The following is a 22,504-nucleotide window of genomic DNA, read 5'->3' as shown; positions in this document are numbered from 1 at the left end:
ATTAAATCATCCCCGACATAATGTTCAAAAGTGGTAGCATAACTGAAAGTAAAATAATTCCTACAATAACTGAAAGGACAATTACAAGTGTTGGCTCCACTACTGCAATTAAATCGTTAATCTCTTCATCAGCTTCTTCCTGATAGGTTGTTGCAACCTTCTCAAGAACGTTTTCCATATTACCTGTTTTAGCACCAAGGATTGCCATACGTCCGTAGAGACCACCGAAAATACCTGACATAGAAAATGCCTTTCCGATATCCATTGTCTCTGCAAAAGAATCCTTGCACTTTTCAACCTTGTCCTCGAAATCAGGAGCTTCCACGATATTGCCACTGACATCAAGTGCCTGCATAACATCCATTCCACTTGAAAGTGTCATAGCCATTGCAGATGCAAAACGGCTTGTTGCAATTTTAGAATGGATTGATTTGAAACGACGGCTCTTGTAAAGGATATCGTTACGATGATTCTTGCCCCACTCTGTTTTATTGAGAACGATTACGTAAATAATGATTGCAAGAAGAATCAATAAAAGAATCACACCGTTTGACTTCATAAATGTACCAACAGCAAGGAAACCAGCTGAAAGGCCATCCATTGTGCCGCCAAGCTGCTTAAATACTCTGTTGAATACTGGCATGATTTCTGTTACAAGGACGATGATGATAACAAGCATCATACAAACCATCATAAGTGGGTATGTAACTGCACTTCTGATTGCATTTGAAATTGCCATCTCTCTTGAATAGTGTGCTGCAAGGTTGATGAGAACTGAATCCATCTTACCTGTAGACTCGCCCATCTTTGCCATCTCTACAAAATAGTCTGGGAAAACGCCAACACTTTCAATTGCCTTTGAAAGTGAGCCTGTCTCTCCAACTACCTGCTCCATCTCTGTAAGGAGCTCTTTTTCTTCTCCACCCTGGGACTCATCAAGCATCATTGTGATTCCCTGTATTGCTGAAACACCACTGGAAATCATCATTCCCATTTCATCTGAGAATGCATAAAGTTCCTCGGGAGTAAGTTGTTTTCTAATTTTTTCGCTCATAGTTACACCTTTAATATTTATACTTCAGTTGATAGTAAGTAGTGTCATCTAAAGTTTTCTTTACTTGACTGTTGCTTGCATACGAACCTAATGTTGGGTCCATAAGTGTCCAATCAGTTCCATCAAACTGGATGATTTTATCTATCCAGCCTGTCTCCTTTGTATATACGGATATCCATGCGTGATACTCCGTGCCGGCATATCCGATTTCAAGCCGTGTTGGAATACCCTGGGACCTAAGCATCGCCCCCATAAGGGATGCATAGTCGAAACAGATTCCCGTGTTGGTAGCCAATGTACTGTCTACATTTGGAATGTATCCAGACTGAACTGTCTCGGCCTTGTCATAATCGTACTTAACATTTTTGGTGATGTAATGGTACACGTTCTGCACCACCTCAATGTCATTGTTTGCGCTGGCCGCCAGCTCCTGGCCCTTTTTCACCGCTTTGGAATTTGCATTGAAATCCACGTAAGCATTTGGATACAGGAACATACTATATTCATCTTTTAGTGTTACGCTCACTGACTGAGTAAATGCCGCCGCATATTGATCATCATGCAAGTTCTCATAGACACCAATTTTGTAGGTGCCACTGCCTTCGGATAGAGGATAGACATCGTAGTTGCCATCCAAATCCATCAGGTAGTTGTAAGTGTTTCCTGCTGGCGTTTCTATTAGCATTCTAACCTTAGCCGCTGAACCTGTGTATTTCACCATAACGTAGCCTTCGGAGGCGTTGCTTGCATCGATGGATGCATCTGCGTTGGCATAAACCTCCACGCCACTTGCCTCAGGTGTAAGCACTCGGATGGTATTGTCTCTGGAGCCCTTAGATTCCTTCGCCATGGCACCACTCGAACTGCTTTCTGTGGTGGTTGAATCAGAATTAAAGGCTGGCTGTTGATCGCCACAAGCCATAAAGCTAAGAGTAAGAACAATCAGTGAAAGCAAATATTTGTATTTCTTCACTTGCTTCCTCCACTGTTCCTTATTTATTTAAAATTCTAATTAACTCCACTTCACTGTTAAAATCATATTCTTCATCATCTGCAACACTGTAGATTTTGCCCTGCCATGAAGCATGGTCTCTGCCTGTCACCATAAGGATGAAGCTATCATTTCCTATCATAGGAAGTAAATCCATAGTTTCAAAAAGCTTTTCTTTTGGATCGATATCTACAATCTTGAGAGTAGGATATGTCTTTTTGAAAGCTCTATATCTAAATTTTTGCGCTGGGAACTCAACAGTATCCAGAAAGCTATTAATGATATTGAAGAAATCATCAACATCTGTGTACTTGTATGGCTTCTTGTCGTAGCAGTTGTATAAGTTGCCACTGAAGCTATCCTTGCTTTCTATGGTGATGCCAACACAATTGTGCATTCTTTTCATTCTATCAGAGATGTTCATAGCTATTCCCCTTTAACCATATCCTGAAGCTCTGCTGTGTCTGAATCTGTTCCTGCGCTTGCAAGATTAACTGGTGCAAGATGATACTGGATGTAGCGCTTTCTAGATTCCTTGCTGAGGTTTTCGTTGATTCTGGCCTGAACCAAAACACAGTCCTCCTGAGTGATATCTAAAAGTAAAACTACAAACTGATTGTTACTATATCTGGCGTACATATCGCCACCTCTTGCTGATGTGCGGATTGCTTCTGAAAGCTCCTCAGCAAGATTTTCTAATCTGTCGGAATCGTTAAGACCAAAGCCCTTGCCATCTGTGATGGTGCAAAGCATAAGCCATGCTGCCTGACCTGAACGTCTGATGACACGCTTGATATATCTGTATGTCTCAACGAAAGTAGGGTATGTGCAGTTGAATGCACCCTGTATTTCTTCCTTTGATGTATCGAGGTTTCTCTTTACCTCGCTAATCATATCTGTATTGTTCTTAATCTGTGCGCCTAGTCTATCAAGCTGGTCGTTCATGGCTGATGCAACAGAAACACCAAGCTCCTCAAACATGAGAGTCTCAGTATCCTCGTATAGCTTTAATGCATCCTTTGTGTTACCAACCTCGATGAGGGCACGCATTTCATATGTCTGCCATCCATCGTAAGGATAGATATCGTTAGCCTTGTGGCTAAGCTCATACATTTTCTTGTATTCTTTTTGTAATTCGTATATTTCTAAAAGCTGCTTTAAGCAACGGTCAAAAAGCTTTTTAAGTCGAACCTGAGTAGTTACAACCCACTCGTAGCCACTAAGTGTAGCAAGGAAATCTCCATTATAAAGAGCACAAGCCTCCTCTAGAAGCTTCTGCTGTTCCTTTGCATCCTCTGCACCCAGGGCATTCTTTGCAAGCTCTTCGAATTTGACTGCGTCGCACTCGATAGTCACAAATGGATTGATAGAATATGTTCCACGCTTGATGTAAACATAGTCTTCATCTGGAATATCAAGGGCAGCCAGGGATTTTCTTAATCTAAATACAATAGCTCTAAGGCTATTAGATTCATCAGCAATCTCTTCATTATGGAAAAGATTGTAAATAACCTGATCTCTAGCAATACCGTTTGTGTAATAAACCAGCATCTGGAAAAGCTGATTTACCTTAGTTGTGTTATTACGTTCTAGTACAATAGGTACATCATTACATGTGATGTCTAACTTACCTAAAAAATCTGCTTTAATAAGAATTTTTGAATCGTACATAGTTCTCCCTTTTTAGCTAATCCATTTCATTACAAATAAAAGTATAAAATAACAAAATGTTATTGTAAATAACCAAATAGCCTGCAGCTTTCTGCAGGCTATAACAGCTATTCAACTTTTTCTTTGACATTGAATTGGTTCATGGCTCCATCCAAATTATCTTCTAAAAACAACTCTAGCGCTCCAATCACCTTGTCCATCGAGGCGTCTACACGCTCTCTGTCCTCAGCGTCATAGTGACCGAGCACATGGCTAACCATGTCACCATTTTCACACTCTCCAACTCCCACACGAATTCGAGGGAACACATTCGAACCGGTATGTGCAATTATGTTTTTGAGCCCATTGTGGCCACCAGCACTTCCCTTTTTTCTAACTCTGATGTTGCCTGTAGAAAGTGATACATCATCAGAGATAACCAAAAGCTCTGTCTCTGGGTCCACTTCGTAATAGTCGCACATCTCGCGAACGCATTCTCCGCTAAGGTTCATATATGTCTGAGGCTTTACCAACATAACCCTGTGGCCATTTATAACGCCCTTTCCTACAATGCCTTTGTGCTCCTTGTGAGAGACTTCTATCCCAAACTTTTTTGAGATGGCGTCGATGGCTTCAAATCCAACATTATGCCTTGTTCCTTCATATTTCCTTTCAGGATTGCCTAGACCAACAATTAAAAACATAAATCTTACTCTGGGAACTCTTCCTTATACTTATTAAGGATCATTGTCTGCATCTGCTCTCTTGTTGTTGAGCGAATAGGATGAGCAATATCCTTGTAGCCGCCTTCTGAACCACGTCTAGATGGCATAGCGATGAAAAGTCCCTTATCTCCTTCAATAATCTTGATGTCGTGAATAACAAACTCTTCGTCAATTGTTACTGAAACAACTGCCTTCATCTTACCTTCTTTTTCGATTTTACGGATTCTAATGTCTGTGATTTGCATTGTTATACCTCCCCAACTGGCATATCGTATCTGTTTTTGTTTCCGGTAACTATGCGGACTCCGTTTTCCCCAATATATGTGGATCCGCTGAGCAATGTCTCATGGCTTTCAACAATGCAATTCTCTACGTGCACGTTGTCCCCTATGTATGCTCCATTTAAAATGACACAATTCTTAACAACTGAATTGTTGCCAACAAAGGCCTTTTTAAATAGTACAGAATTCTCAACCGTACTGTTAATGATACATCCTCCTGCAACCAATGAATTCGTAACCTTTGAACCTGTGTTGTATTTAGCAGGTGGTAGGTCGTGTGTCTTTGAGAAAACTCCTGGTTCAGTATGGAAGAAGTTATCTCTGACGTCCTTTCTAAGGAAATCCATGTTTGCTTTGAAGTAGCTATCTACGTCTGCAAGATTTGCCCAATAACCTTCCATTCTGTAGCCGTAGATTCTCTTCATGTTTTTGTATCTGATGAGAATATCTGTTACAAAATTATACCTGCCCTCTCTATTGCACTCCTCAAGCAAATCGATGAGAGCTCTTCTTCTGATGACATAGACACCAGCTGAAACAATATCAGAAGTAGCAACCATTGGCTTCTCTTCGAACTCTGTAATTCTGCCGTCTCTATCCATCTCTACAACACCGTAGCGGTTGATGTCGTCACCCTCTGGCAACTTTGCACACACTACTGTGATGTCTGCCTGTTTCTTGATGTGGTAATCAAGTACCTTATTGAAATCAAGCTTGTAAACACAATCACCACTTGCAATGATAACATATGGCTCATGTCTTTTCTTTAAGAAATCAATATTTTGCCAAATGGCATCGGCTGTACCTCTGTACCACCAACTATTGTTTGTTGTAACTGTTGGTGTAAATAGGAAGAGACCTCCCTGCTTTCTACCAAAGTTCCACCACTTTGCTGAATTAAGATGCTCGTTCAATGAACGTGCGTTGTACTGCGACAGCACAGCAACTGTCTGGATGTGTGAGTTTGTCATGTTTGAAAGGACAAAATCAATACATCTATAGCTTCCACCTACCGGCATCGCTGCGATAGCGCGCTTCTCAGTAAGCTCATGCATTCTACTGCTGTTTCCACCTGCTAGAATAATACCTAATGCTTTCATACTCGATCACCTGCCTTGATAATATAGCCGCCACTAGCCAACTGTCCGTCAGGATAATCTGCTTCGCTAGTCTCGCCCTTGATAGCTGTGTTTTTACCTATAGTAACGTTTGCTGGAACAACTGAGTTTTCCCCGATAACTGCCAATCCAAATGAATAGATGCTGGCGTTAAGCTTGCTCTCAGCCTCGGCTCCCTGTCCGATTTTTGTTCCTTCGCCTATGACTGTATTCTCGGCGATAATCGATTTATCTACTACACAGTTCTTTCCAATAACTGCGCCTTCCATAATAATTGAATCGCGAACCACCGCGCCTTCATCAATTACTACACCTGCGCCTAGAACTGAGTTGTACACCTCTCCATAAATCTGAGCACCTGCTCCAATTATTGCTTTTTCAACTACTGCAGTAGATGCAACAAACTGTGGCTCAATGATATTTTGATTAGTGTAAATCTTCCAGAACTCTTCATATAAGTTAAACTCTGGAATTAAATCAATAAGCTCCATATTGGCTTCCCAATATGATCCAAGTGTTCCTACATCCTTCCAATAGCTGTTGAACTCGTAGGCATACATTGGAGCTCCCTTTTCGTGGAGGTATGGTAAAACGTGTTTACCGAAATCGCAATTGCTCTGATTCTTAAGAGCAAGGAGCGATTCCTTTAATGCCTTCCAGCTAAATATATAGATACCCATTGAAGCAAGGTTGCTTCTTGGATGCTCTGGCTTTTCTTCGAATTCGCTGATACGTTTTTCATCATCAGCAATAACAACTCCAAATCGAGATGCTTCTTCGATTGGTACTGGAATTACTGCGATTGTAACATCAGCACCTTTTGCCTTATGAAAATCTAACATGGCTTCATAATCCATCTTGTAGATGTGATCTCCTGAGAGAATCAATACATACTCTGGATTATAATTCTCCATGTACTTAAGGTTTTGGAAAATGGCGTTGGCTGTGCCTGAATACCACTCACTTGTGTCGCTCTTCTCATAAGGAGGAAGAACGGTTACACCACCATTATTCCTGTCCAAGTCCCAAGGAATACCGATTCCTATGTGTGAATTAAGTACTAATGGCTGGTACTGAGTAAGTACGCCAACGGTATCAATTCCTGAATTGATACAATTTGACAGAGGGAAATCGATTATTCGATATTTACCTCCGAAAGAAACTGCTGGCTTCGCTACATCTGAAGTTAGAACCCCCAGTCTGCTTCCCTGCCCGCCAGCGAGAAGCATGGCAATCATTTCTTTTCTAATCATCCTATCATCTGCCTTTCTCATGGTGTCAGTTAAGGATGTGCATAACGCACTCCCCGTTGTGAATTGTAATTAAATTCACAATCTTGTACATTTAGTATAACAAAGTGAATATTTTGGTGCAATAATATTCATAATTTTTTACTATAACATCGTTAATAGTTAGACAATTCCCCGTAAATTTTACTAATTCATATAATGTACCTTGAAACTCAAGGTTTTTAGGTTTAAATTATTGAGGGTATAATAATATATAAAGAAGGAAATTTTTCATGTACAAAATTGATTTTAATAACAAGATACACGTTCACTTTATTGGAATCGGTGGAATAAGCATGAGCGGCCTTGCTGAGATATTGCTTGGCGCTGGCTTTACTATCTCTGGTTCTGATAGAGAAGAAAGTGATCTCACAGCTCATTTAGCATCACTTGGAGCAAAGGTTAGTTATCCACAGGCAGCTGAAAATATCACTTCAGATATCGACCTTATTGTTTATACTGCTGCAATCCGTGAGGATAACCCTGAGTTTGCTGCTGCAAAAGCTTCTGGCAAGCCAATGCTTACAAGAGCTGAGCTTCTCGGTGAGATTATGGAGAACTACACTCGTTCAATTGCCGTTGCAGGAACTCACGGCAAGACAACAACCACATCAATGGTTAGCCAGATTCTCCTTGAGACTGCAGACGACCCTACTATTTCTGTAGGCGGTATCTTGGATGCTATTGGAAGCAATGTTCATGTTGGCGACAGCGATGTATTTATTACAGAAGCTTGTGAGTACACAAACAGCTACCATTCATTCTTCCCTAAATACAACATTATTCTTAATGTAGAAGCAGATCACCTTGATTTCTTCAAGAATCTTGAGAACTACCGCGCTTCATTTAAGAAGTTTGCCGGCAACACATCAGACGACGGTATTCTTATTATTAATAACGAGATTGATGACGTTGAGTATTTCACTGAGGGATTAAAGTGTCAGGTTATCACCTATTCTCTTAAGGAAGGCGCTGATATTTATCCTACAGACATTACATATAATGAAAAGGGCTTTGCAAGCTTTACTCCTGTATTCAACGGAAAGGCTATGGAAAGAGTTTCATTAAATGTTCCTGGCGACCACAACATCAGCAATTCACTTGCTGCTATCGCACTCGCTACTGAGATGGGCATTTCATTTGACCATATCAAGGCAGGACTTGCAAAGTTCGGCGGTGCTCACAGACGTTTCGAGCTTAAGGGACATTTCAATGGCGCAACTGTAATTGATGACTACGCTCATCACCCAACAGAAATCGCTGCCAGCCTTGCAGCTGCTGCAAACTACCCACACAACAGAGTGGTTGTTTGCTTCCAGCCACACACATATACTCGTACACTTAGCTTCCTTGACGATTTCGCTAAGGCTCTTTCTGCAGCAGACGTTGTAGTTCTTGCAGACATCTATGCAGCTAGAGAACCAGACATCTACGGTGTCAGCTCAAAGGACATTGCAGATAGAATCGAAAAGCTAGGAACCGAAGTTCATTATTTGGGTTCTTTTGACCAATGTGAAAAATTTTTAGAAAAAAATATTGTAAACAACGACTTGTTGATAACTATGGGCGCAGGAAATGTGTATTTAGTAGGCGAACATCTACTTCAGAAATAGTTATCCACATTATCCACATTTTTGAACGGATTTATTCCCCTCGAAAATGTGGATTTTTTTATGCCCTATTTTCAATGGGTCATAATAGTTATCCACATTATCCACAGAAGCCACAAACCCTTTATTTACAAGGGTTTGCGGGGTCTCGCCTCTTTTCTTTTCAGAATTACTTTGATATAATTCGGTTCATTAAGAGGGAGAGGATTTGAATATGGCTGACATCATGCTACATACCAGCACTAACACTGGTTTTACTTGCATTTCTAATACTTTTATTGACGATTACATGAAAGATGCCAATGGAGAGTACGTAAAGATTTACCTTTATCTGCTTCGTTGTCTTAATAGAGAGGATTTTGATTTTTCCATCTCGCAGTTGGCGGACTGCTTAGACCACACAGAAAAAGATGTAATGCGTGCATTTACTTATTGGGAGAAAGTAGGCTTGCTTCGTCTTGAGTACTCTGCAGATAATGAGCTTTCAGGAATCTGTTTAGTGGATGTGAATGATATGCACTCATTCACATCAGTAAACTACACTGCACCTACCACTGCGGCTCCAGCTTCTGTCGCTGCTGCCACAGGCGCACCTGCAGTTTCAGATAAGGCTATTAACAACACTGTACCATTCAGACCAAGCTACAGCTCAGACCAACTTGATGCTTTCAAGGAGAACGACGAGGTTAGCGATCTTATTTTCGCTACACAGACTTACTTCAAGAGACCACTTTCTGTAACAGATATGAACACACTATTATTCTGGTACGATAGTCTCCACATGTCTGTTGATTTGATTCAGTATCTCATTGAGACTAGCATCGACGAAGGTCACAGCAGCATCCACTACATGGACACTGTTGCTCGTAACTGGGCCGACGATGGAATCACTACAGTAGCTGAAGCAATTAAATCCAGCAGTGCACACACAAACGCAGCTTACACAATCAAGCGTGCACTTGGCATCGGAAATCGCGATTTAGTTGATTCAGAGTTAAACTACATCGACAAATGGGTTAACGTTTACAGCTTCTCACTTGATATCATCACAGAAGCATGTGAGCGCACCATCACACAGACTAATAAACCAAGCTTTAAATACGCAGATACAATCATCACTAGCTGGCACAATTCAGGGGTAAAGTCTCTTGATGACATTGCTAAGCTTGATTCGGAATTTACAAAGGCATCTGTTGCTAAGCTTTCTTCTGCAAACCGTGCAAAGGCAGCTCAGGCAAACAGTGCCACAGCGGCTCGTGCAAAGGCCAACAACAAGTTCCACAATTTCTCACAGAGAGATTACGATTTTGAAGCACTTGAAAAGAAGCTTCTTGGGCACTAAAGGGAGGTTAATTTATGGCATTATCTAATGAGCAGTATGACGCACTTATGCGCGAATACAATCACAAGCAGTCACGTAACAACCAGATTGTTTCTTACCGCACAAACGAGTTATACTCTGCTATTCCAGCCCTTTCAGAGCTAGATGACGAAGTATCAAAGGTTTCAGTTTCTTCTATTACTGCTATCTTTGAAGGTAAAAGTATTTCTGAAGCTTCCGCTGACTCTAAGCGCAAGCTTTCTCAGCTTAAGGAACGTCGTATGCAGCTTATTAAATCTGCAGGTTTTCCTGTAGATTATCTTGAGCCACCATACGATTGTCCTGATTGCAAAGACACTGGCTATATCAATGGAAAACGCTGCCATTGCTTCAAGCAGGCAGCTATTAACATTGTCTACAGACAGTCTAATATCAGCAACATTCTTGCCAAGGAAAACTTCAATGCATTTGATCTAAATGTATACGATGAGGATTATTATGAGGATAATTCTGATATAGATGCTCGTTCAAATGCTAAAATAGCGCTAGAAAGAGCGAAAAACTTTGTGCAGAATTTTAGGGAAAAAGGTGGTAATCTCTTGTTGCTTGGACAGACAGGGTGTGGAAAAACCTTTCTTTCCAACTGTATCGCAAAAGCTCTTTTAGACGAAGGCATATCTGTTATTTACTTCACAGCATCAGAGCTTTTCAGAGTTTTTGAAGAACAGACTTTCAAGAAGAACGCAAACGTAGCGGATCTTCATGATCAAATATTCGATTGTGACTTATTAATCATCGATGATTTAGGCACAGAGTTTCAGAATTCTTTCACTACAGCACGCCTATTTCAATGCTTAAATGAAAGATTACTTCGTAGTAAATCAACTATAATTTCAACTAATTTTTCTCTTGAAGATTTAAGAGACACCTACAGCGAACGTATTACTTCGCGAGTATTCTCTAACTATGAGACTATCAAGCTCATCGGAAATGATATTCGCATCAAAAAAGTAATATCACAATAATTAATTTAATATTAGCAAGGAGCAAAACATGCCAAACAATGAAATCGTGTTGGAAAACACACCACCTATGGCAGAGCTAGGAATTATTCCTCACAAGAGCTGTACAGCCATCGCAGAACGCGTTAACGACTATCTTCTTCAGTGGAGACAGGAGCGCAAGAGTGATCAGTCAATCATTACTCTCGCAGGTTACCGCAGCGATTCTTACATCGTAAAGGCTGATTGCCCACGTTTCGGTTCAGGCGAAGCAAAGGGTATCATCAACCAGTCAGTTAGAGGACTTGATTTATACATCCTCGTAGATGTTACAAACTACAGCCTTACATACAGCGTTTGTGGTCACGAGAACCACATGAGTCCAGACGATATCTTCTGTGACTTAAAGCGTATCATCGCAGCAGCAATGGGAAAAGCTAAGCGTATCACAGTTATCATCCCATTCCTTTATGAAGGCAGACAGCACCGCAGAAGTGCTCGTGAATCTCTTGACTGTGCTATGGCACTTCAGGAACTTGTAAACATGGGTGTAGACAACATCATCACATTTGATGCTCACGACCCACGTGTACAGAATGCTATTCCACTTCACAGCTTTGAGACAGTTTCTCCTACATACCAGTTCCTTAAGGCTATCCTCAAGAACTGCAAGGACCTTACTCTCGACAATGATCACCTTATGATTATCTCTCCAGATGAAGGTGGTACAAAGAGAGCCGTATACATGGCTTCTGTCCTTGGCGTAAATGTTGGTATGTTTTACAAGCGTCGTGATTACAGCCGCATCGTAGACGGACGTAATCCTATCGTAGCACACGAATTCCTTGGAAATGACGTAGCTGGCAAGGACGTTATCATCGTAGATGACATGATTTCTTCTGGCGAGTCAATGATAGACGTAGCTACAGAGCTCAAGAAGCGCAACGCAAAGCGCATCTTCGTAGTAGCTACATTCGGACTCTTCACAAACGGAATGGAGAAGTTCGACAAGGCCGTAGCTGACGGCATCATCTACAAGGTTGTTACAACAAACCTTACATACCTTACAGATGAAGTCCTCAACAAGGACTACTTCATCAAGTGCGACATGTCAAAGTACATCGCATACATCATCGATACTCTCAACCACGAGTGCTCAATCTCAGAGCTCCTCAACCCATACGGACGTATCGAAAAGCTCATCACAAAGTACAAAAACGGCGAATACTAAGCCGCACCCTTCTGGGCCCCTCTATTATGAGGGGCTCTTTTTATTGCCCGCACTCCGCCCCGCCCGGGGATTGGGGGCTGGGCCAACTGCCCTCCATGAGTGAATTTCTAATCAAACTCCAGCTACACTGGCAGCCTGTGGTAACTGCTTAACTTCGCCTTCAGATTATGATTTTCTAAACGCCAAGAGTCGCTTTCTTTATAAGTGGGTGTTTTTTCAATTCTTTGCAATTCTGACGCCACTGTATGTAGGAAATGCAGACACACTTTATTTATAAGTATTAATCTCCACAGCAAGCTTAGGAATAATTGCCGCGACATTTGAAGTGAGCCTAGAAAATTAGAAAGGGGTATTTTGCGATGAATAGGCGTGAGGCGCCATGGACGGCGCCGAGAGCCCGACAACGAAACGGACTGAGTTAAAGGGCGGCGCCTAAGCATCCAAAATCCCCTTTCTAAATTTTCTTGGCAAACGGAGTATGAGCGCAATTATCCTAAGCCTTGTGTGGAGACTAATGCGTAGACTTCAAGTGTCTGCATCCTACACACAGCGGCTTCGAATTGCAAAACCAGTGAAAAGACACCCACATAAAGCTCCCTTTTGGCGTTAAGAAAATCTATAATCTTCGCGAAATTGTTAAGCAGTTATCCACAGCCTGCCAGCGTAGCTGGAGTTTGCTTAACATAGCGTGTCATGGAGGGCCGTTGGCCCCTTATGGTTACGGCGAGCGGGGCGGGTGCGGGCATAAAAAGAGCCCCGGGTGTGGTACCTGGGGCCCTGAAGGGTGCGGTTTAGAGTTGGGATGCGGCGGCTTCGTCGCAGATTACGGTTACGTCCGGATGGGTTTGGAGGACTGAGCCTGGCACGGTTTCGGTGACGGGACCGTTTAGGACTTTGGCCAGAGCATCTGCTTTGGCGGTGCCAGTTACGATGAGTAGGATGCGCTTGGCGCTCATGATGGTTTTGATGCCCATGGAGTAAGCCTGTCTTGGGACGTCTTCGATTTTTTCGAAGAGGCGGGAGTTGGCGCGGATGGTGCTTTCGGTTAGGTCTACCAGGTGAGTGGTTTCGGTGAAAGGTGTGCCTGGTTCGTTGAAGCCGATGTGTCCGTTTTCGCCGAGGCCTAGCACCTGAAGGTCTGCTCCGCCGAGGGTCTGTACCATTGCTTCGTAGGAAGCACATTCTGCATCAGGGTCTACTGCAATACCGTTTGGTAGGTGGGTGTTTGCAAGGTCGATGTCTACCTTTGAGAAGAGGTGCTGGTTCATGAAGTAGTGGTAGCTGTTTATGTCGTCGTCTGCAAGGCCTGCGTATTCGTCCAGGTTTATGGTGCGAATGTTTTTGAATGATAATTCGCCGGAGTTGTACATTTCTACTAGCTCCTTGTACATGCCTACTGGTGATGAGCCTGTGGCAAGGCCAAGGATACTATCATTTTTTTCTTTTATTTGAGCTGCTACAAGGGCCGCTGCTCTCTTGCTTACAGCATCGTAATCTTTTTCTTTGTATATCTTCATTTCTTAAATACCTCAGTTTTATTATGTTATTATTGTACTAACAATATGTGTTTAGAGTTTGCGCTATCTCTTATGTAAACTCATTATATGGACCGCCAGAGTTTAGCGTCAATTAAACGGAGCACTTCTGAAACGGCTTTCATATAAATAATCCGATGATATAAATTTGATGTTAGTACTTTCATAAACATGCTAAATCATTGAGGAATAGAAATATGTTTCTTACAATAGAGACATAAGGAGTTACCTATGAATCATAATTCTCAAATCTTAAATCAAATAAAAGGTGGATTGGTGGTTTCCTGCCAAGCCCTTGAAAGTGAACCTCTCCATAGTAGCTTCATTATGGGAAGGATTGCGAAGGCGGCTGTGGAAGGCGGCGCAGTTGGAGTCAGAGTAAACGGGCCTGATGACATTGCCGAGATAAAAAAGACTACCGACGTTCCTATTATTGGATTGTGGAAGCGGGAATACGATGATTCTGAAATCTACATCACTCCTACCATGACAGAAATCGATGCTCTCGCTGAAGCCGGGGTGGATATCATTGCTACTGATGCCACAGATAGGATCAGGCCAGGCGGCATGACTCTAGACAGCTTCTTCAAGGAAGTTCGAGCAAAGTATCCGGATATGCTTTTTATGGCAGATTGCTCTACCTACAAAGAAGGTGTTTATGCCCAGGAGCTTGGGTTCGATATTGTCAGCACTACTCTAGCTGGCTACACCAAAGAAACTGCTGGAAGGCAATTACCGGATTTTGACATGCTTGAAAGGCTTGTCGCCACACTCAGTATTCCTGTAATTTGCGAAGGCGGTATTTGGGAGGTAGCTCAGCTTCAAAAGGCCTTTGAGCTTGGATGTCACTGCGCTGTTATTGGCAGCGCAATCACCAGGCCACAGCTGATTACAAAACGATTTACCGATTCAATCAAGGAGATTAGAAATGAAAATAATTAACGGTAGCGTGTTTTTGGAAGACGGAAAATTTGATGAAGTTGATGTTGTTTGTAAGGATGGGTTGATTTCAGATATCGGCCAGGATGTTGCTTCATCTAGCGATACAGAAATTTTTGATGCCAGCGATTGCTATGTTATCCCTGGTTTGTGTGATATACATCTCCATGGATGTATGAGTTTTGATGCTTGTGATGGTACAAAGGAAGCTCTTGCTGCCATGGCAAAATACGAGGCAAGCGTAGGCGTCACTTCTATCCTGCCAACAACCATGACATATCCAGAAGATACTCTTACTACTATTGCTAAGGCTGTTGCAGACTATCGTAAATACGATAATGGCAAAGAAGGTTTTGCCACTATCCACGGCATAAATATGGAAGGCCCATTCATTTCAACTGAAAAGAAGGGCGCTCAAAATCCTAAGTATATTCAAAACCCAGATTACGATATGTTCCACCGTATAAACATAGCCAGTGGTAATTCAGTTCGTTTATGCGATATTGCCCCTGAAACTGATGGCGCAATGGAGTTCATCGATAAGGCAAAGGACGAAACAAGAATATCCTTAGCCCACACCACAGCAGACTATGACACATGCAAGGAAGCATTTAGGCGCGGCGCAAAGCATCTTACTCACCTTTTCAATGCAATGCCAGCATTTACACACCGTGCACCTGGTCCAATTGGTGCTGCTGCAGAAAATGAAAATGTCACACCAGAGCTTATCTGTGACGGAGTCCATGTGTATCCTGCTGCAGTAAATATGATGTACAAGGTTTTCGGTGCAGACAGGCTTATCATGATTAGTGATTCTATGCGCGCTACAGGACTGCCTGATGGAGAATACGAACTGGGTGGCCAGCCTGTAATTGTAAAGGGCCGCAGAGCTACACTTCACGATGGCACTATCGCCGGCTCTGCCACTAACCTCTTCGACTGTATGATGACAGCTGTTAAGGAAATGAACATTCCTCTTACGGATGCTATCTTGTGTACCTCTAGAAACCCCGCAAAAGCTATTGGAGTGTACGACACCGTCGGTTCTATCACTATTGGCAAACAGGCGGATTTTGTTATAATTAATAAATCCGATCTAAGTATTAAAAAAGTCATAGTAAGAGGTAAATATGTCAACAGTTGATACAACTAAAGATAAAATTCGAGAAGCTTACGATAACTTGACTAAATCAGAGCAGCAGGTTGCAGATTACTTTTTGGAGAACACTGAAATCAGCGATTTTTCATCAAAGCATATCTCCTTGCTGCTATACGTTTCTGAGGCTACACTTTCACGTTTTGCCAAGAAATGCGGGTTCAAGGGCTACCGCGAATTTGTTTACATGTACGAGCTGGATTTCAAAGATTACTTCACCGAAAAGGAAGAAAAAGAAATCTCTGATATCACTCGCTCTGTTCGCAAAAACTATAAAGACATTATGGTGAAAGCCTTCGATTTGATTGATGAAGATCAGATGCGACGCATCGCCACCAAGCTCAGCAACACCGAATACACTGTTCCTGTTTACGGCATGGGTTCTAGCGGTTATGTTGCCAGAGAATTCCAGCTTCGCTTCATGCGACTGGGTCTTGATGTTATCGCAATTACGGATTCCCAGATGATTGCTATGAATGCCTCTTTAGTAAAAAGAGGTTCTTTAGTTTTGGCTTTTTCTATCAGTGGTACCACAAAAGTGGTTATCGACGGCATCAAAAAGGCAAAGCAAAACGGAGCACGTGTAATTCTTTTCACCGCTTCAAAAGACAAAAAATTAGCAGAGCTTTGCGATGAAATCGTTGAAGTTGCCTACCTCAAGGAACTTGAAAAAGGCACCAAAATTTCCCCACAAATATCTCTGCTGATATTAATAGACGTTCTATACTCTTACTATTTTGCAAATGACTCTTTCTTTAAGGCTGAGAAATACAAACGTACTTTATCAGCATTGGAGATTGAGAAAAACTCGTTGTTATAAGAGTATTTCAATACTAAATACACCGTTATCATCTTTTATATTCATTTTACCGTCGTATTTATTTACGACGGTTTTTACGTTTGCCAAGCCATGTCCATGTGATATCTTATCACTCTTTGTTGTTTGAATTGTTCCATCCTGAATACTAAGTGTTCTATGTGTTGGATTTTTTTCAATTATGCATAAGTATTCATTGTATGGATAGCTTACTAAATCAATTGTATCCCCTTTTTCACAAGCTTCAATTGCATTGTTCAATATATTTGAAAAGATAATACAAAGCTCATAATCTGCGATTTTATTTTTTTGAAGTAATGACACTTGCAAATTCAATTTTATTCCAAGTTCATCACACTTTTCTAATTTGCGTCCTAAAATACCATCTACTACAGTATTTCCTGAAATAACGACATTGTTTAATGTCTTAGAATGCTCCAGCAATTTTTCACAGTATTCTTTAATTCCCTCTATATCTTTTTTCTGAGACAAGGAATATAACGCATTTAGATGAGCATTTAAATCATGTCGATAGGCATGAAGTCTTTGCTCATTTTCAATGATTGCCTCTACCTGTTCCTTCTGTGATTGTATAGAAACCTGCTGATGTATTAGTTTATTTTGCTCTTCAAGAATCCTTCGATTCAAAAGTATAGATTTTATGCTGAGGTAATATATCAGAACGCAAATTATAGTTGTTGCAACTATATATATCTGCAAAGTGCTGTGATTATAATGTCCCCTTTGGAGTATTCCAAGGCCTCCCATAGATATACCTATAAATATCGTATATACGTTAAAAAGTATCATCTCACTTCTTGTGAAGTTCATTTCAACACGATATTTATAATACCTTTTTAGTCCGTATAATATCAGTAAAATAACGTAAGTTATTCCTAGACATAGAATCTTTCTAATTCCAAATCCATTCACTATATTTTTATCATACAAAAAGTAATCCCATATAGTGTTACATGAAGCGCAGATTCCTACTATAGGAAAATACATTCCATATGCCTGTTTTGAATCAATATCGTATATCATCGGAAAGGACAGTCCCATTATGAAACAGAACAAATCTAATGTAACGATCCCAGTCTTGTACAGCCATACAGCGCAAAGGACAATAAGCAGTCCCACTATAAGCTTTTTCCATTTAGGCATTATGAATTTTATATTCAAAATAATGGTATAAAAGAATAAGAATTGGCCTTCTAATAATACCGCGTAAATTATTCGCCCCAACCTAATCTCCCTTTAATATTATTTACCAAATATTTGCTATAATCATCTTTCAACTCGTTATAATACTTTCTCCCAACAGGCAGTACTACTCCATTCGTCAAAACCAATTCTTTATATTTGATTTTTAGAATGTAATCCATGTTTACTAGAAATGACTTATGACATCTGACAAATGAATCTCCTAATTCGTCTATCCAATTTATAATTGAAACGTGCATTAAATCGCTCACGGTTCCGTCGTTTAACGCTATTTTTGTATAATTGCCATCTGCCTGAATATATGATATTTCTGTCGCTCTTACTCTATTGTTTCCAAAGTCCACTCTCACTGCTTGGGAATAGACGTTATATACATGAGTGAGCCATTTATTAATGCTGTCTACTGTTATCGGTTTTACGACAAATCCCATAACCTTCATACCGAAAGCATCCTGCATCACATTTATATGGTTTGAGACAAAAACAATTCTTTCTACCTTCTCATCATCACAAAGAATATTTTTCACCTCAAGCCCATTTATTCCAGGCATTTCTATGTCTAAAAACACCAGATTTATTTGATTCTTTTCTTCTTTTAAAGAACCAATCAGCTCGTCACCCGATGTATATTCCTTTATTTCATATTCTGCTTTTTTTGACGAAAAGAAATTTGAGACATATTTTTTTATCTCATCTCTGTTTTCTTTGTTGTCATCACAGACTACAACTGTAAATTTATTATTCATTCACATTATTCCTCTATTAGAATATTACTATAAATATGCCTCAAGATAAATAAAAAGTCCAGCATATGCCAGACTTTTTACGTTAACCATTTTAATGTCTTGGTGGAAAAATTCCGATATCAGGCCACATTTTCTTTTCCCCCTTTCACTTTGATATATAATTGTATATTTTTTTAATACAACCATTCTTTATTAGCTCTACCAATATTGATAATGAGTATTTTTGCACAAGCATATAAGTAATATTAAATGAATAAACATATAATAATGGATTGCTATAATCAACATTATTTAAATCAATTTGTTTACTCACCTCAATAATGTCTACTAGCTTTTCCTTTTGATCTGCTAGATACATTGCCACTCCCTCATACAAGCAGAGTGGCATGTTTTTTTTATATCTCTCCGTTGCTAAATGCACAAACTCGTGAATAATAATTTCTTGCTGATAATGCACTGGAGCATCTAGTAGTTTGTCTAATATATAAATCGTATTATCATATGCAAAGGCAACTACCCAATCTGGTAAAGGGTTTTTAATTTCGTTTTGAGATGTCACGGTAATGTTTATACTATCCCTATAATCAAACATATCTCTGATATGCTTAATCTTATCTCCAATCCCTTTCATCAAATATAGACAAAACTCTGGTGAATAGTATATTCGCAGCTCTTTATTCGTTATTATCATATTAACGTTCGAGGCACTGCACATGACATTTCTTACTACAAGAATAACAATATGAATCTACATTTTTATTAGCTTTTAACACTATATATTTCATGCTCCATCTCCATTTTTTATTCACTTTTTACTAACTAGCCCTTATCCAAGCACTGTTTATCACATTTATTAACATTCTGAGAAACACATGCGAAACAATATGCCTCTTTGTATGACTTATCTGTTGATACTATATACTTCATCTGCTTACCCTCATTCTATTAATTTTTGGTCCTATCTTTTACACACTGAGTACCACAAACGTTTACACACTGTCCACCGCAGCCATAGCAGTATCCAGCAACTGTGAATTTCTCGTTTAAAACAATAAATCTCATTTTTACCTCCTTAAGCATAACCCACATTCGGACATTCGTAAGCGCTTAGTAATCCACCGTCGTGACTAACAGCGGTACTTTTGAAATAATAATAACAACTAAACATATGGAGCATTTCACTCCAATTACTATTCGTTATAGTTCGTTCATATGGAGCGTTTTACTCCATATCGAATATGATATTCAAAGTGGAGTGTTTCACTACACATGGAGGTTGTTATTATGCGAAGCAAATTTACTAAGCAACAAAAGTTTGACATGGTAATGGAATGTCGCAACAGCGGTTTATCCGATTACATGTGGTGCAAGAAGCACGATATCCAAAGCAGCACCTTTTATAGTTGGGTGAAACAGTTAAAACGAGATGGAGCTAATGTTCCTGAAAGAACATATGCCGAAGATTACCATCTTGATTCAAAACCAGATATCGTGAAACTTGAAATTGTCGATGAACTTCCTGCTGAAAAGCCACCAGTGGTTCAGCAGCTTCCATCAAACAATTGTGCCATCGAAATAACTATAGGACAGGCATCGATAAAAGTTTTCAATGATGTTAATCCAAAGTTATTATCTCAGGTTATGACCTGCCTGGGAGGTTGCGTATGATTGGTGATATCTCCATGGCAGATAACATATATATCATCTGTGGTTACACAGATATGCGCAAGTCCATAGATGGACTGTGTGCCGTAATTAAGGATCTGCTCGAACTCGATGCAGAAAATACCACATCGCTTTACCTCTTCTGCGGTAAGCGTAATGACAGGATAAAAGCACTGTATCATGAAAAAGATGGTTTTGTGCTTTTATATAAAAGGCTCGATTACAAGCTTGGTAAATACAAATGGCCACGTAATAAAAACGAGGTCAAAACCATTACCTGGCGACAGTTTGACTGGCTAATGTCAGGGCTGGATATCGAGCAACCAAAGGCAATAAAAAGTGCCTAAAAGCCTTGATTTTACTGGGTTTTTACCCCTAAATCTGGTATAATAAATGTATCAGAAAAAGGAGTTTTAACAGGTAAATGTCAGGTGCAAATGATATCCAACTCAGGGATCTGAGGGATACAATTTTACAACTGAATAATACAATCAACACTCAGACATCGCTTATTATGTCGCTTCAAAAGTCTATCGATGAGCGCAATGCCAGGATTGATGAAAAGGACCAGGTCATAGCAAATCTTCAGGCACAGCTTGATTATCTTAAGAATAAGCTGTTTGGTTCTACCAGTGAGATTCGTAAAAACGATATCCCTGGTCAGCTCAGTCTCTTTGATGCAGCTGATGCAGATGATAAGCCTGCCATTCCAGTTGAGCCTGAGATTATCGAGGTTAAAGCTCACACTCGTGAACGTAAGCCAAAGGCTACCTATGATGAAATCTTTGAGAACATCAAGACCACACAGATTCCTGTTGAGGAACTTCCAGAGGAAGAACGTAAATGCCCTGAATGCGGTAGTGTAATGGTTCCTATTGGAACAAAGGTAGTTCGCACTGAGGTAATCTATCACAAGCCTAGCTTGGAGAGAATTGAGTACGTGGCCAGGACGTACTGTTGTCCTAACTCCGAAAAGGAAGCAGAAACTTACTTTGCCTATGATAAATGTAAAGCTGCATTGATTGAAGGTAGTTATGTTTCTTCAGGCCTTGCAGCACATGTGATGTATTACAAGTATGTCATGGCTTGTCCGCTATACAGGCAGGAACAGGATTTCTTGCATCTCGGTGCCAAGATTAGCAGAGCTACCATGGCGAACTGGATTATTGCCTGTTCACAGGATTACATGGTTCACATGTACGATTATCTTCATCGAAAGCTATGCGAGAGGATGTTCCTCATGGCTGATGAAACTCCTATCCAGGTTTTAAAAGAACCTGAACGAAGACCACAGTCGAAATCCTATGTATGGGTATTTCGAACTGGCGAAGACCGAGGAGTTCCAATAATCCTTTTCAACTATGCACCAACAAGAAAAGGTGCCAATGCGGCAGACTTCTTGAAGGATGCTCCCGAAGGATATTTCCTTATGACTGATGGCTACAAAGGCTACAATAAAGTACCTGATGCCAATCGATGTGCCTGCTGGGCACACATCAGAAGGTATTGGCTTAGAGCCATTCCTAAAGGTCATGAAACGGATTACACTCATCCAGCGGTACAAGGACTTCTATACTGCGATAAGCTGTTTAGTTATGAAAGAACCTATAAAGAGAAGGGACTTTCAATTAAACAGATTTATAAGCGTCGTCTCAAGGATCAAGAGCCTGTGATAGATGCTTTCTTGGCGTGGCTTGATGGACTTACACCTAAGACTGGCGATAGTATAATCAAAGCGATTAACTATACCAACGGATGCCGACCATACCTGAAGAACTATCTTAAGGATGGAGCTTGTAGCCTTAGCAATAATCTAAGTGAAAATGCAATCCGACCTGTTGTAATGGGCAGGAAGAATTGGTTATTTAGTGATAGCCAGGATGGTGCTAATGCCAGCATGGTAATCTACTCACTGATTGAAACCGCTAAGGCTAACGATATCGATCCTGAAAAATATCTCGAGTATCTTCTCGAGAATCGTCCAAGTGCTGATTGGTCAGACGAGGAACTTGAGCATTTAACTCCATGGAGCGAAGCTACTCGAGAAACATGCGGTATATAAAATGGAGTAAAATGCTCCATATGTTGAATGTCTGGCATCCGGAAGGATGCCTTTATTCATACCCTACGGGGTAATACTAAGCGCTTACG

Annotated in this window: 23 protein-coding genes; 10 read left to right on the top strand and 13 right to left on the bottom strand. The window is 40.6% G+C overall.

Translation table 11 applies throughout. From position 1 onward, the window contains the following. Nucleotide 1: 1 nt before the first annotated feature. From BM102_RS10550 to BM102_RS10515, 8 genes are all read right to left on the bottom strand, one after another. Complete coding sequence (locus BM102_RS10550; protein WP_033152285.1) at nt 2-1,054, bottom strand: type II secretion system F family protein; 1,053 nt, start codon at nt 1,052-1,054, stop codon at nt 2-4. A gap of 10 nt (nt 1,055-1,064) precedes the next feature. Continuing rightward, the gene (locus BM102_RS10545) at nt 1,065-2,027 is read right to left on the bottom strand and encodes a transglutaminase-like domain-containing protein (RefSeq protein WP_090481831.1); all 963 of its coding nucleotides are present in this window, start codon (nt 2,025-2,027) and stop codon (nt 1,065-1,067) included. 19 nt (nt 2,028-2,046) lie between these two features. Further along, nucleotides 2,047-2,469, bottom strand: coding sequence for a hypothetical protein (locus BM102_RS10540; RefSeq protein ID WP_090481826.1), 423 nt, complete (start codon nt 2,467-2,469; stop codon nt 2,047-2,049). 2 nt (nt 2,470-2,471) lie between these two features. Then, nucleotides 2,472-3,716, bottom strand: a complete 1,245-nt coding sequence (locus tag BM102_RS10535) for a BTAD domain-containing putative transcriptional regulator (RefSeq protein ID WP_044939011.1) — start codon at nt 3,714-3,716, stop codon at nt 2,472-2,474. A 107-nt stretch (nt 3,717-3,823) separates the two neighbouring features. Then, on the bottom strand, nt 3,824-4,399 hold the full coding sequence (pth, locus tag BM102_RS10530; protein WP_090481823.1) for an aminoacyl-tRNA hydrolase: 576 nt from the start codon (nt 4,397-4,399) through the stop codon (nt 3,824-3,826). Nucleotides 4,400-4,404: 5 nt separating this feature from the next. Continuing rightward, nucleotides 4,405-4,665, bottom strand: a complete 261-nt coding sequence (gene spoVG / locus BM102_RS10525) for a septation regulator SpoVG (protein ID WP_028235339.1) — start codon at nt 4,663-4,665, stop codon at nt 4,405-4,407. Nucleotides 4,666-4,667: 2 nt separating this feature from the next. Continuing rightward, on the bottom strand, nt 4,668-5,801 hold the full coding sequence (gene glgD, locus BM102_RS10520; RefSeq protein ID WP_044939015.1) for a glucose-1-phosphate adenylyltransferase subunit GlgD: 1,134 nt from the start codon (nt 5,799-5,801) through the stop codon (nt 4,668-4,670). Beyond that, entirely contained in the window at nt 5,798-7,072 is a 1,275-nt protein-coding gene (locus BM102_RS10515) for a glucose-1-phosphate adenylyltransferase (RefSeq protein WP_044939391.1), read from the bottom strand. The genes glgD and BM102_RS10515 overlap by 4 nt, the downstream gene beginning before the upstream one ends. Nucleotides 7,073-7,341: 269 nt before the next feature. Here BM102_RS10515 and murC point away from each other — a divergent pair, with 269 nt between their 5' ends. The 4 genes from murC (at nt 7,342) to BM102_RS10495 (ending at nt 12,271) form a co-directional block, all read left to right on the top strand. Then, complete coding sequence (murC, locus tag BM102_RS10510) at nt 7,342-8,721, top strand: UDP-N-acetylmuramate--L-alanine ligase (RefSeq protein WP_090481820.1); 1,380 nt, start codon at nt 7,342-7,344, stop codon at nt 8,719-8,721. 211 nt (nt 8,722-8,932) lie between these two features. Further along, a complete protein-coding gene (locus tag BM102_RS10505) occupies nt 8,933-10,060 on the top strand; it encodes a DnaD domain protein (RefSeq protein WP_090481817.1) in 1,128 nt (375 codons plus the stop codon). Nucleotides 10,061-10,074: 14 nt separating this feature from the next. Further along, on the top strand, nt 10,075-11,064 hold the full coding sequence (locus BM102_RS10500; RefSeq protein ID WP_090481813.1) for an ATP-binding protein: 990 nt from the start codon (nt 10,075-10,077) through the stop codon (nt 11,062-11,064). Nucleotides 11,065-11,092: 28 nt separating this feature from the next. After that, entirely contained in the window at nt 11,093-12,271 is a 1,179-nt protein-coding gene (locus BM102_RS10495; RefSeq protein ID WP_044939028.1) for a ribose-phosphate pyrophosphokinase, read from the top strand. A 791-nt stretch (nt 12,272-13,062) separates the two neighbouring features. Here the strand turns inward: BM102_RS10495 and nagB are convergent. After that, nucleotides 13,063-13,788 carry a glucosamine-6-phosphate deaminase gene (nagB, locus tag BM102_RS10490; protein ID WP_090481809.1) on the bottom strand — a complete coding sequence of 242 codons (726 nt, stop codon included), beginning with the start codon at nt 13,786-13,788 and terminating at the stop codon, nt 13,063-13,065. A 249-nt stretch (nt 13,789-14,037) separates the two neighbouring features. Between nagB and BM102_RS10485 the strand changes: the two genes are divergently transcribed. The 3 genes from BM102_RS10485 to BM102_RS10475 are packed head-to-tail and all read left to right on the top strand — an operon-like array spanning nt 14,038 to nt 16,721. Further along, nucleotides 14,038-14,748 carry an N-acetylmannosamine-6-phosphate 2-epimerase gene (locus BM102_RS10485; protein ID WP_090481806.1) on the top strand — a complete coding sequence of 237 codons (711 nt, stop codon included), beginning with the start codon at nt 14,038-14,040 and terminating at the stop codon, nt 14,746-14,748. Beyond that, nucleotides 14,735-15,889, top strand: a complete 1,155-nt coding sequence (gene nagA / locus BM102_RS10480) for an N-acetylglucosamine-6-phosphate deacetylase (protein WP_090481803.1) — start codon at nt 14,735-14,737, stop codon at nt 15,887-15,889. Before BM102_RS10485 ends, nagA begins: the two co-directional genes overlap by 14 nt. Further along, nucleotides 15,876-16,721: a MurR/RpiR family transcriptional regulator gene (locus BM102_RS10475; RefSeq protein ID WP_090481800.1), complete on the top strand. Its 846-nt coding sequence runs from the start codon at nt 15,876-15,878 to the stop codon at nt 16,719-16,721. Before nagA ends, BM102_RS10475 begins: the two co-directional genes overlap by 14 nt. On the opposite strand, the gene BM102_RS10470 is transcribed toward BM102_RS10475, so the two are convergent. The 4 genes from BM102_RS10470 to BM102_RS14195 form a co-directional block, all read right to left on the bottom strand. Next, nucleotides 16,716-17,762, bottom strand: a complete 1,047-nt coding sequence (locus tag BM102_RS10470; RefSeq protein ID WP_177194956.1) for a sensor histidine kinase — start codon at nt 17,760-17,762, stop codon at nt 16,716-16,718. The genes BM102_RS10475 and BM102_RS10470 overlap by 6 nt on opposite strands. A 188-nt stretch (nt 17,763-17,950) precedes the next feature. Beyond that, nucleotides 17,951-18,688 (bottom strand): LytR/AlgR family response regulator transcription factor, encoded by a 738-nt coding sequence (locus BM102_RS10465; RefSeq protein ID WP_090395263.1) that lies wholly within the window; start codon nt 18,686-18,688, stop codon nt 17,951-17,953. 145 nt (nt 18,689-18,833) lie between these two features. Beyond that, a complete protein-coding gene (locus BM102_RS10460) occupies nt 18,834-19,319 on the bottom strand; it encodes a hypothetical protein (RefSeq protein ID WP_143085486.1) in 486 nt (161 codons plus the stop codon). A 314-nt stretch (nt 19,320-19,633) separates the two neighbouring features. Then, on the bottom strand, nt 19,634-19,750 hold the full coding sequence (locus tag BM102_RS14195) for a Clo7bot family Cys-rich peptide (RefSeq protein ID WP_177175661.1): 117 nt from the start codon (nt 19,748-19,750) through the stop codon (nt 19,634-19,636). 222 nt (nt 19,751-19,972) lie between these two features. Here BM102_RS14195 and tnpA point away from each other — a divergent pair, with 222 nt between their 5' ends. The 3 genes from tnpA to tnpC all read left to right on the top strand — a co-directional run bounded on the left by tnpA (nt 19,973) and on the right by tnpC (nt 22,415). Further along, complete coding sequence (gene tnpA / locus BM102_RS10455; protein ID WP_242942880.1) at nt 19,973-20,356, top strand: IS66 family insertion sequence element accessory protein TnpA; 384 nt, start codon at nt 19,973-19,975, stop codon at nt 20,354-20,356. Beyond that, on the top strand, nt 20,353-20,700 hold the full coding sequence (gene tnpB, locus BM102_RS10450; protein ID WP_015550389.1) for an IS66 family insertion sequence element accessory protein TnpB: 348 nt from the start codon (nt 20,353-20,355) through the stop codon (nt 20,698-20,700). The genes tnpA and tnpB overlap by 4 nt, the downstream gene beginning before the upstream one ends. A gap of 77 nt (nt 20,701-20,777) precedes the next feature. Continuing rightward, nucleotides 20,778-22,415 carry an IS66 family transposase gene (tnpC, locus tag BM102_RS10445; protein ID WP_090477637.1) on the top strand — a complete coding sequence of 546 codons (1,638 nt, stop codon included), beginning with the start codon at nt 20,778-20,780 and terminating at the stop codon, nt 22,413-22,415. The last annotated feature ends 89 nt before the right edge of the window (nt 22,416-22,504 follow it).

This window comes from Pseudobutyrivibrio sp. JW11, assembly GCF_900115355.1.
Lineage (GTDB): Bacteria > Bacillota > Clostridia > Lachnospirales > Lachnospiraceae > Pseudobutyrivibrio > Pseudobutyrivibrio ruminis.
The sequence above is the reverse complement of the archived record's forward strand: the minus strand, read 5'-3'. Positions and strand labels throughout refer to the sequence as shown.

What these genes read in the sequence shown, in the direction of transcription:
- tnpC (WP_090477637.1), top strand. Translation starts at nt 20,778, where the DNA reads ATGTCAGGTGCAAATGATATCCAACTCAGGGATCTGAGGGATACAATT.
- BM102_RS10470 (WP_177194956.1), bottom strand. Translation starts at nt 17,762, where the DNA reads ATGATATACGATATTGATTCAAAACAGGCATATGGAATGTATTTTCCT.
- BM102_RS10505 (WP_090481817.1), top strand. Translation starts at nt 8,933, where the DNA reads ATGGCTGACATCATGCTACATACCAGCACTAACACTGGTTTTACTTGC.
- BM102_RS10475 (WP_090481800.1), top strand. Translation starts at nt 15,876, where the DNA reads ATGTCAACAGTTGATACAACTAAAGATAAAATTCGAGAAGCTTACGAT.
- BM102_RS10460 (WP_143085486.1), bottom strand. Translation starts at nt 19,319, where the DNA reads ATGAAAGGGATTGGAGATAAGATTAAGCATATCAGAGATATGTTTGAT.
- tnpB (WP_015550389.1), top strand. Translation starts at nt 20,353, where the DNA reads ATGATTGGTGATATCTCCATGGCAGATAACATATATATCATCTGTGGT.
- BM102_RS10515 (WP_044939391.1), bottom strand. Translation starts at nt 7,072, where the DNA reads ATGATTAGAAAAGAAATGATTGCCATGCTTCTCGCTGGCGGGCAGGGA.
- nagA (WP_090481803.1), top strand. Translation starts at nt 14,735, where the DNA reads ATGAAAATAATTAACGGTAGCGTGTTTTTGGAAGACGGAAAATTTGAT.
- BM102_RS10540 (WP_090481826.1), bottom strand. Translation starts at nt 2,469, where the DNA reads ATGAACATCTCTGATAGAATGAAAAGAATGCACAATTGTGTTGGCATC.
- BM102_RS14195 (WP_177175661.1), bottom strand. Translation starts at nt 19,750, where the DNA reads ATGAGATTTATTGTTTTAAACGAGAAATTCACAGTTGCTGGATACTGC.
- spoVG (WP_028235339.1), bottom strand. Translation starts at nt 4,665, where the DNA reads ATGCAAATCACAGACATTAGAATCCGTAAAATCGAAAAAGAAGGTAAG.
- BM102_RS10500 (WP_090481813.1), top strand. Translation starts at nt 10,075, where the DNA reads ATGGCATTATCTAATGAGCAGTATGACGCACTTATGCGCGAATACAAT.
- pth (WP_090481823.1), bottom strand. Translation starts at nt 4,399, where the DNA reads ATGTTTTTAATTGTTGGTCTAGGCAATCCTGAAAGGAAATATGAAGGA.
- BM102_RS10535 (WP_044939011.1), bottom strand. Translation starts at nt 3,716, where the DNA reads ATGTACGATTCAAAAATTCTTATTAAAGCAGATTTTTTAGGTAAGTTA.
- BM102_RS10485 (WP_090481806.1), top strand. Translation starts at nt 14,038, where the DNA reads ATGAATCATAATTCTCAAATCTTAAATCAAATAAAAGGTGGATTGGTG.
- tnpA (WP_242942880.1), top strand. Translation starts at nt 19,973, where the DNA reads ATGCGAAGCAAATTTACTAAGCAACAAAAGTTTGACATGGTAATGGAA.
- murC (WP_090481820.1), top strand. Translation starts at nt 7,342, where the DNA reads ATGTACAAAATTGATTTTAATAACAAGATACACGTTCACTTTATTGGA.
- glgD (WP_044939015.1), bottom strand. Translation starts at nt 5,801, where the DNA reads ATGAAAGCATTAGGTATTATTCTAGCAGGTGGAAACAGCAGTAGAATG.
- BM102_RS10465 (WP_090395263.1), bottom strand. Translation starts at nt 18,688, where the DNA reads ATGAATAATAAATTTACAGTTGTAGTCTGTGATGACAACAAAGAAAAC.
- nagB (WP_090481809.1), bottom strand. Translation starts at nt 13,788, where the DNA reads ATGAAGATATACAAAGAAAAAGATTACGATGCTGTAAGCAAGAGAGCA.
- BM102_RS10550 (WP_033152285.1), bottom strand. Translation starts at nt 1,054, where the DNA reads ATGAGCGAAAAAATTAGAAAACAACTTACTCCCGAGGAACTTTATGCA.
- BM102_RS10495 (WP_044939028.1), top strand. Translation starts at nt 11,093, where the DNA reads ATGCCAAACAATGAAATCGTGTTGGAAAACACACCACCTATGGCAGAG.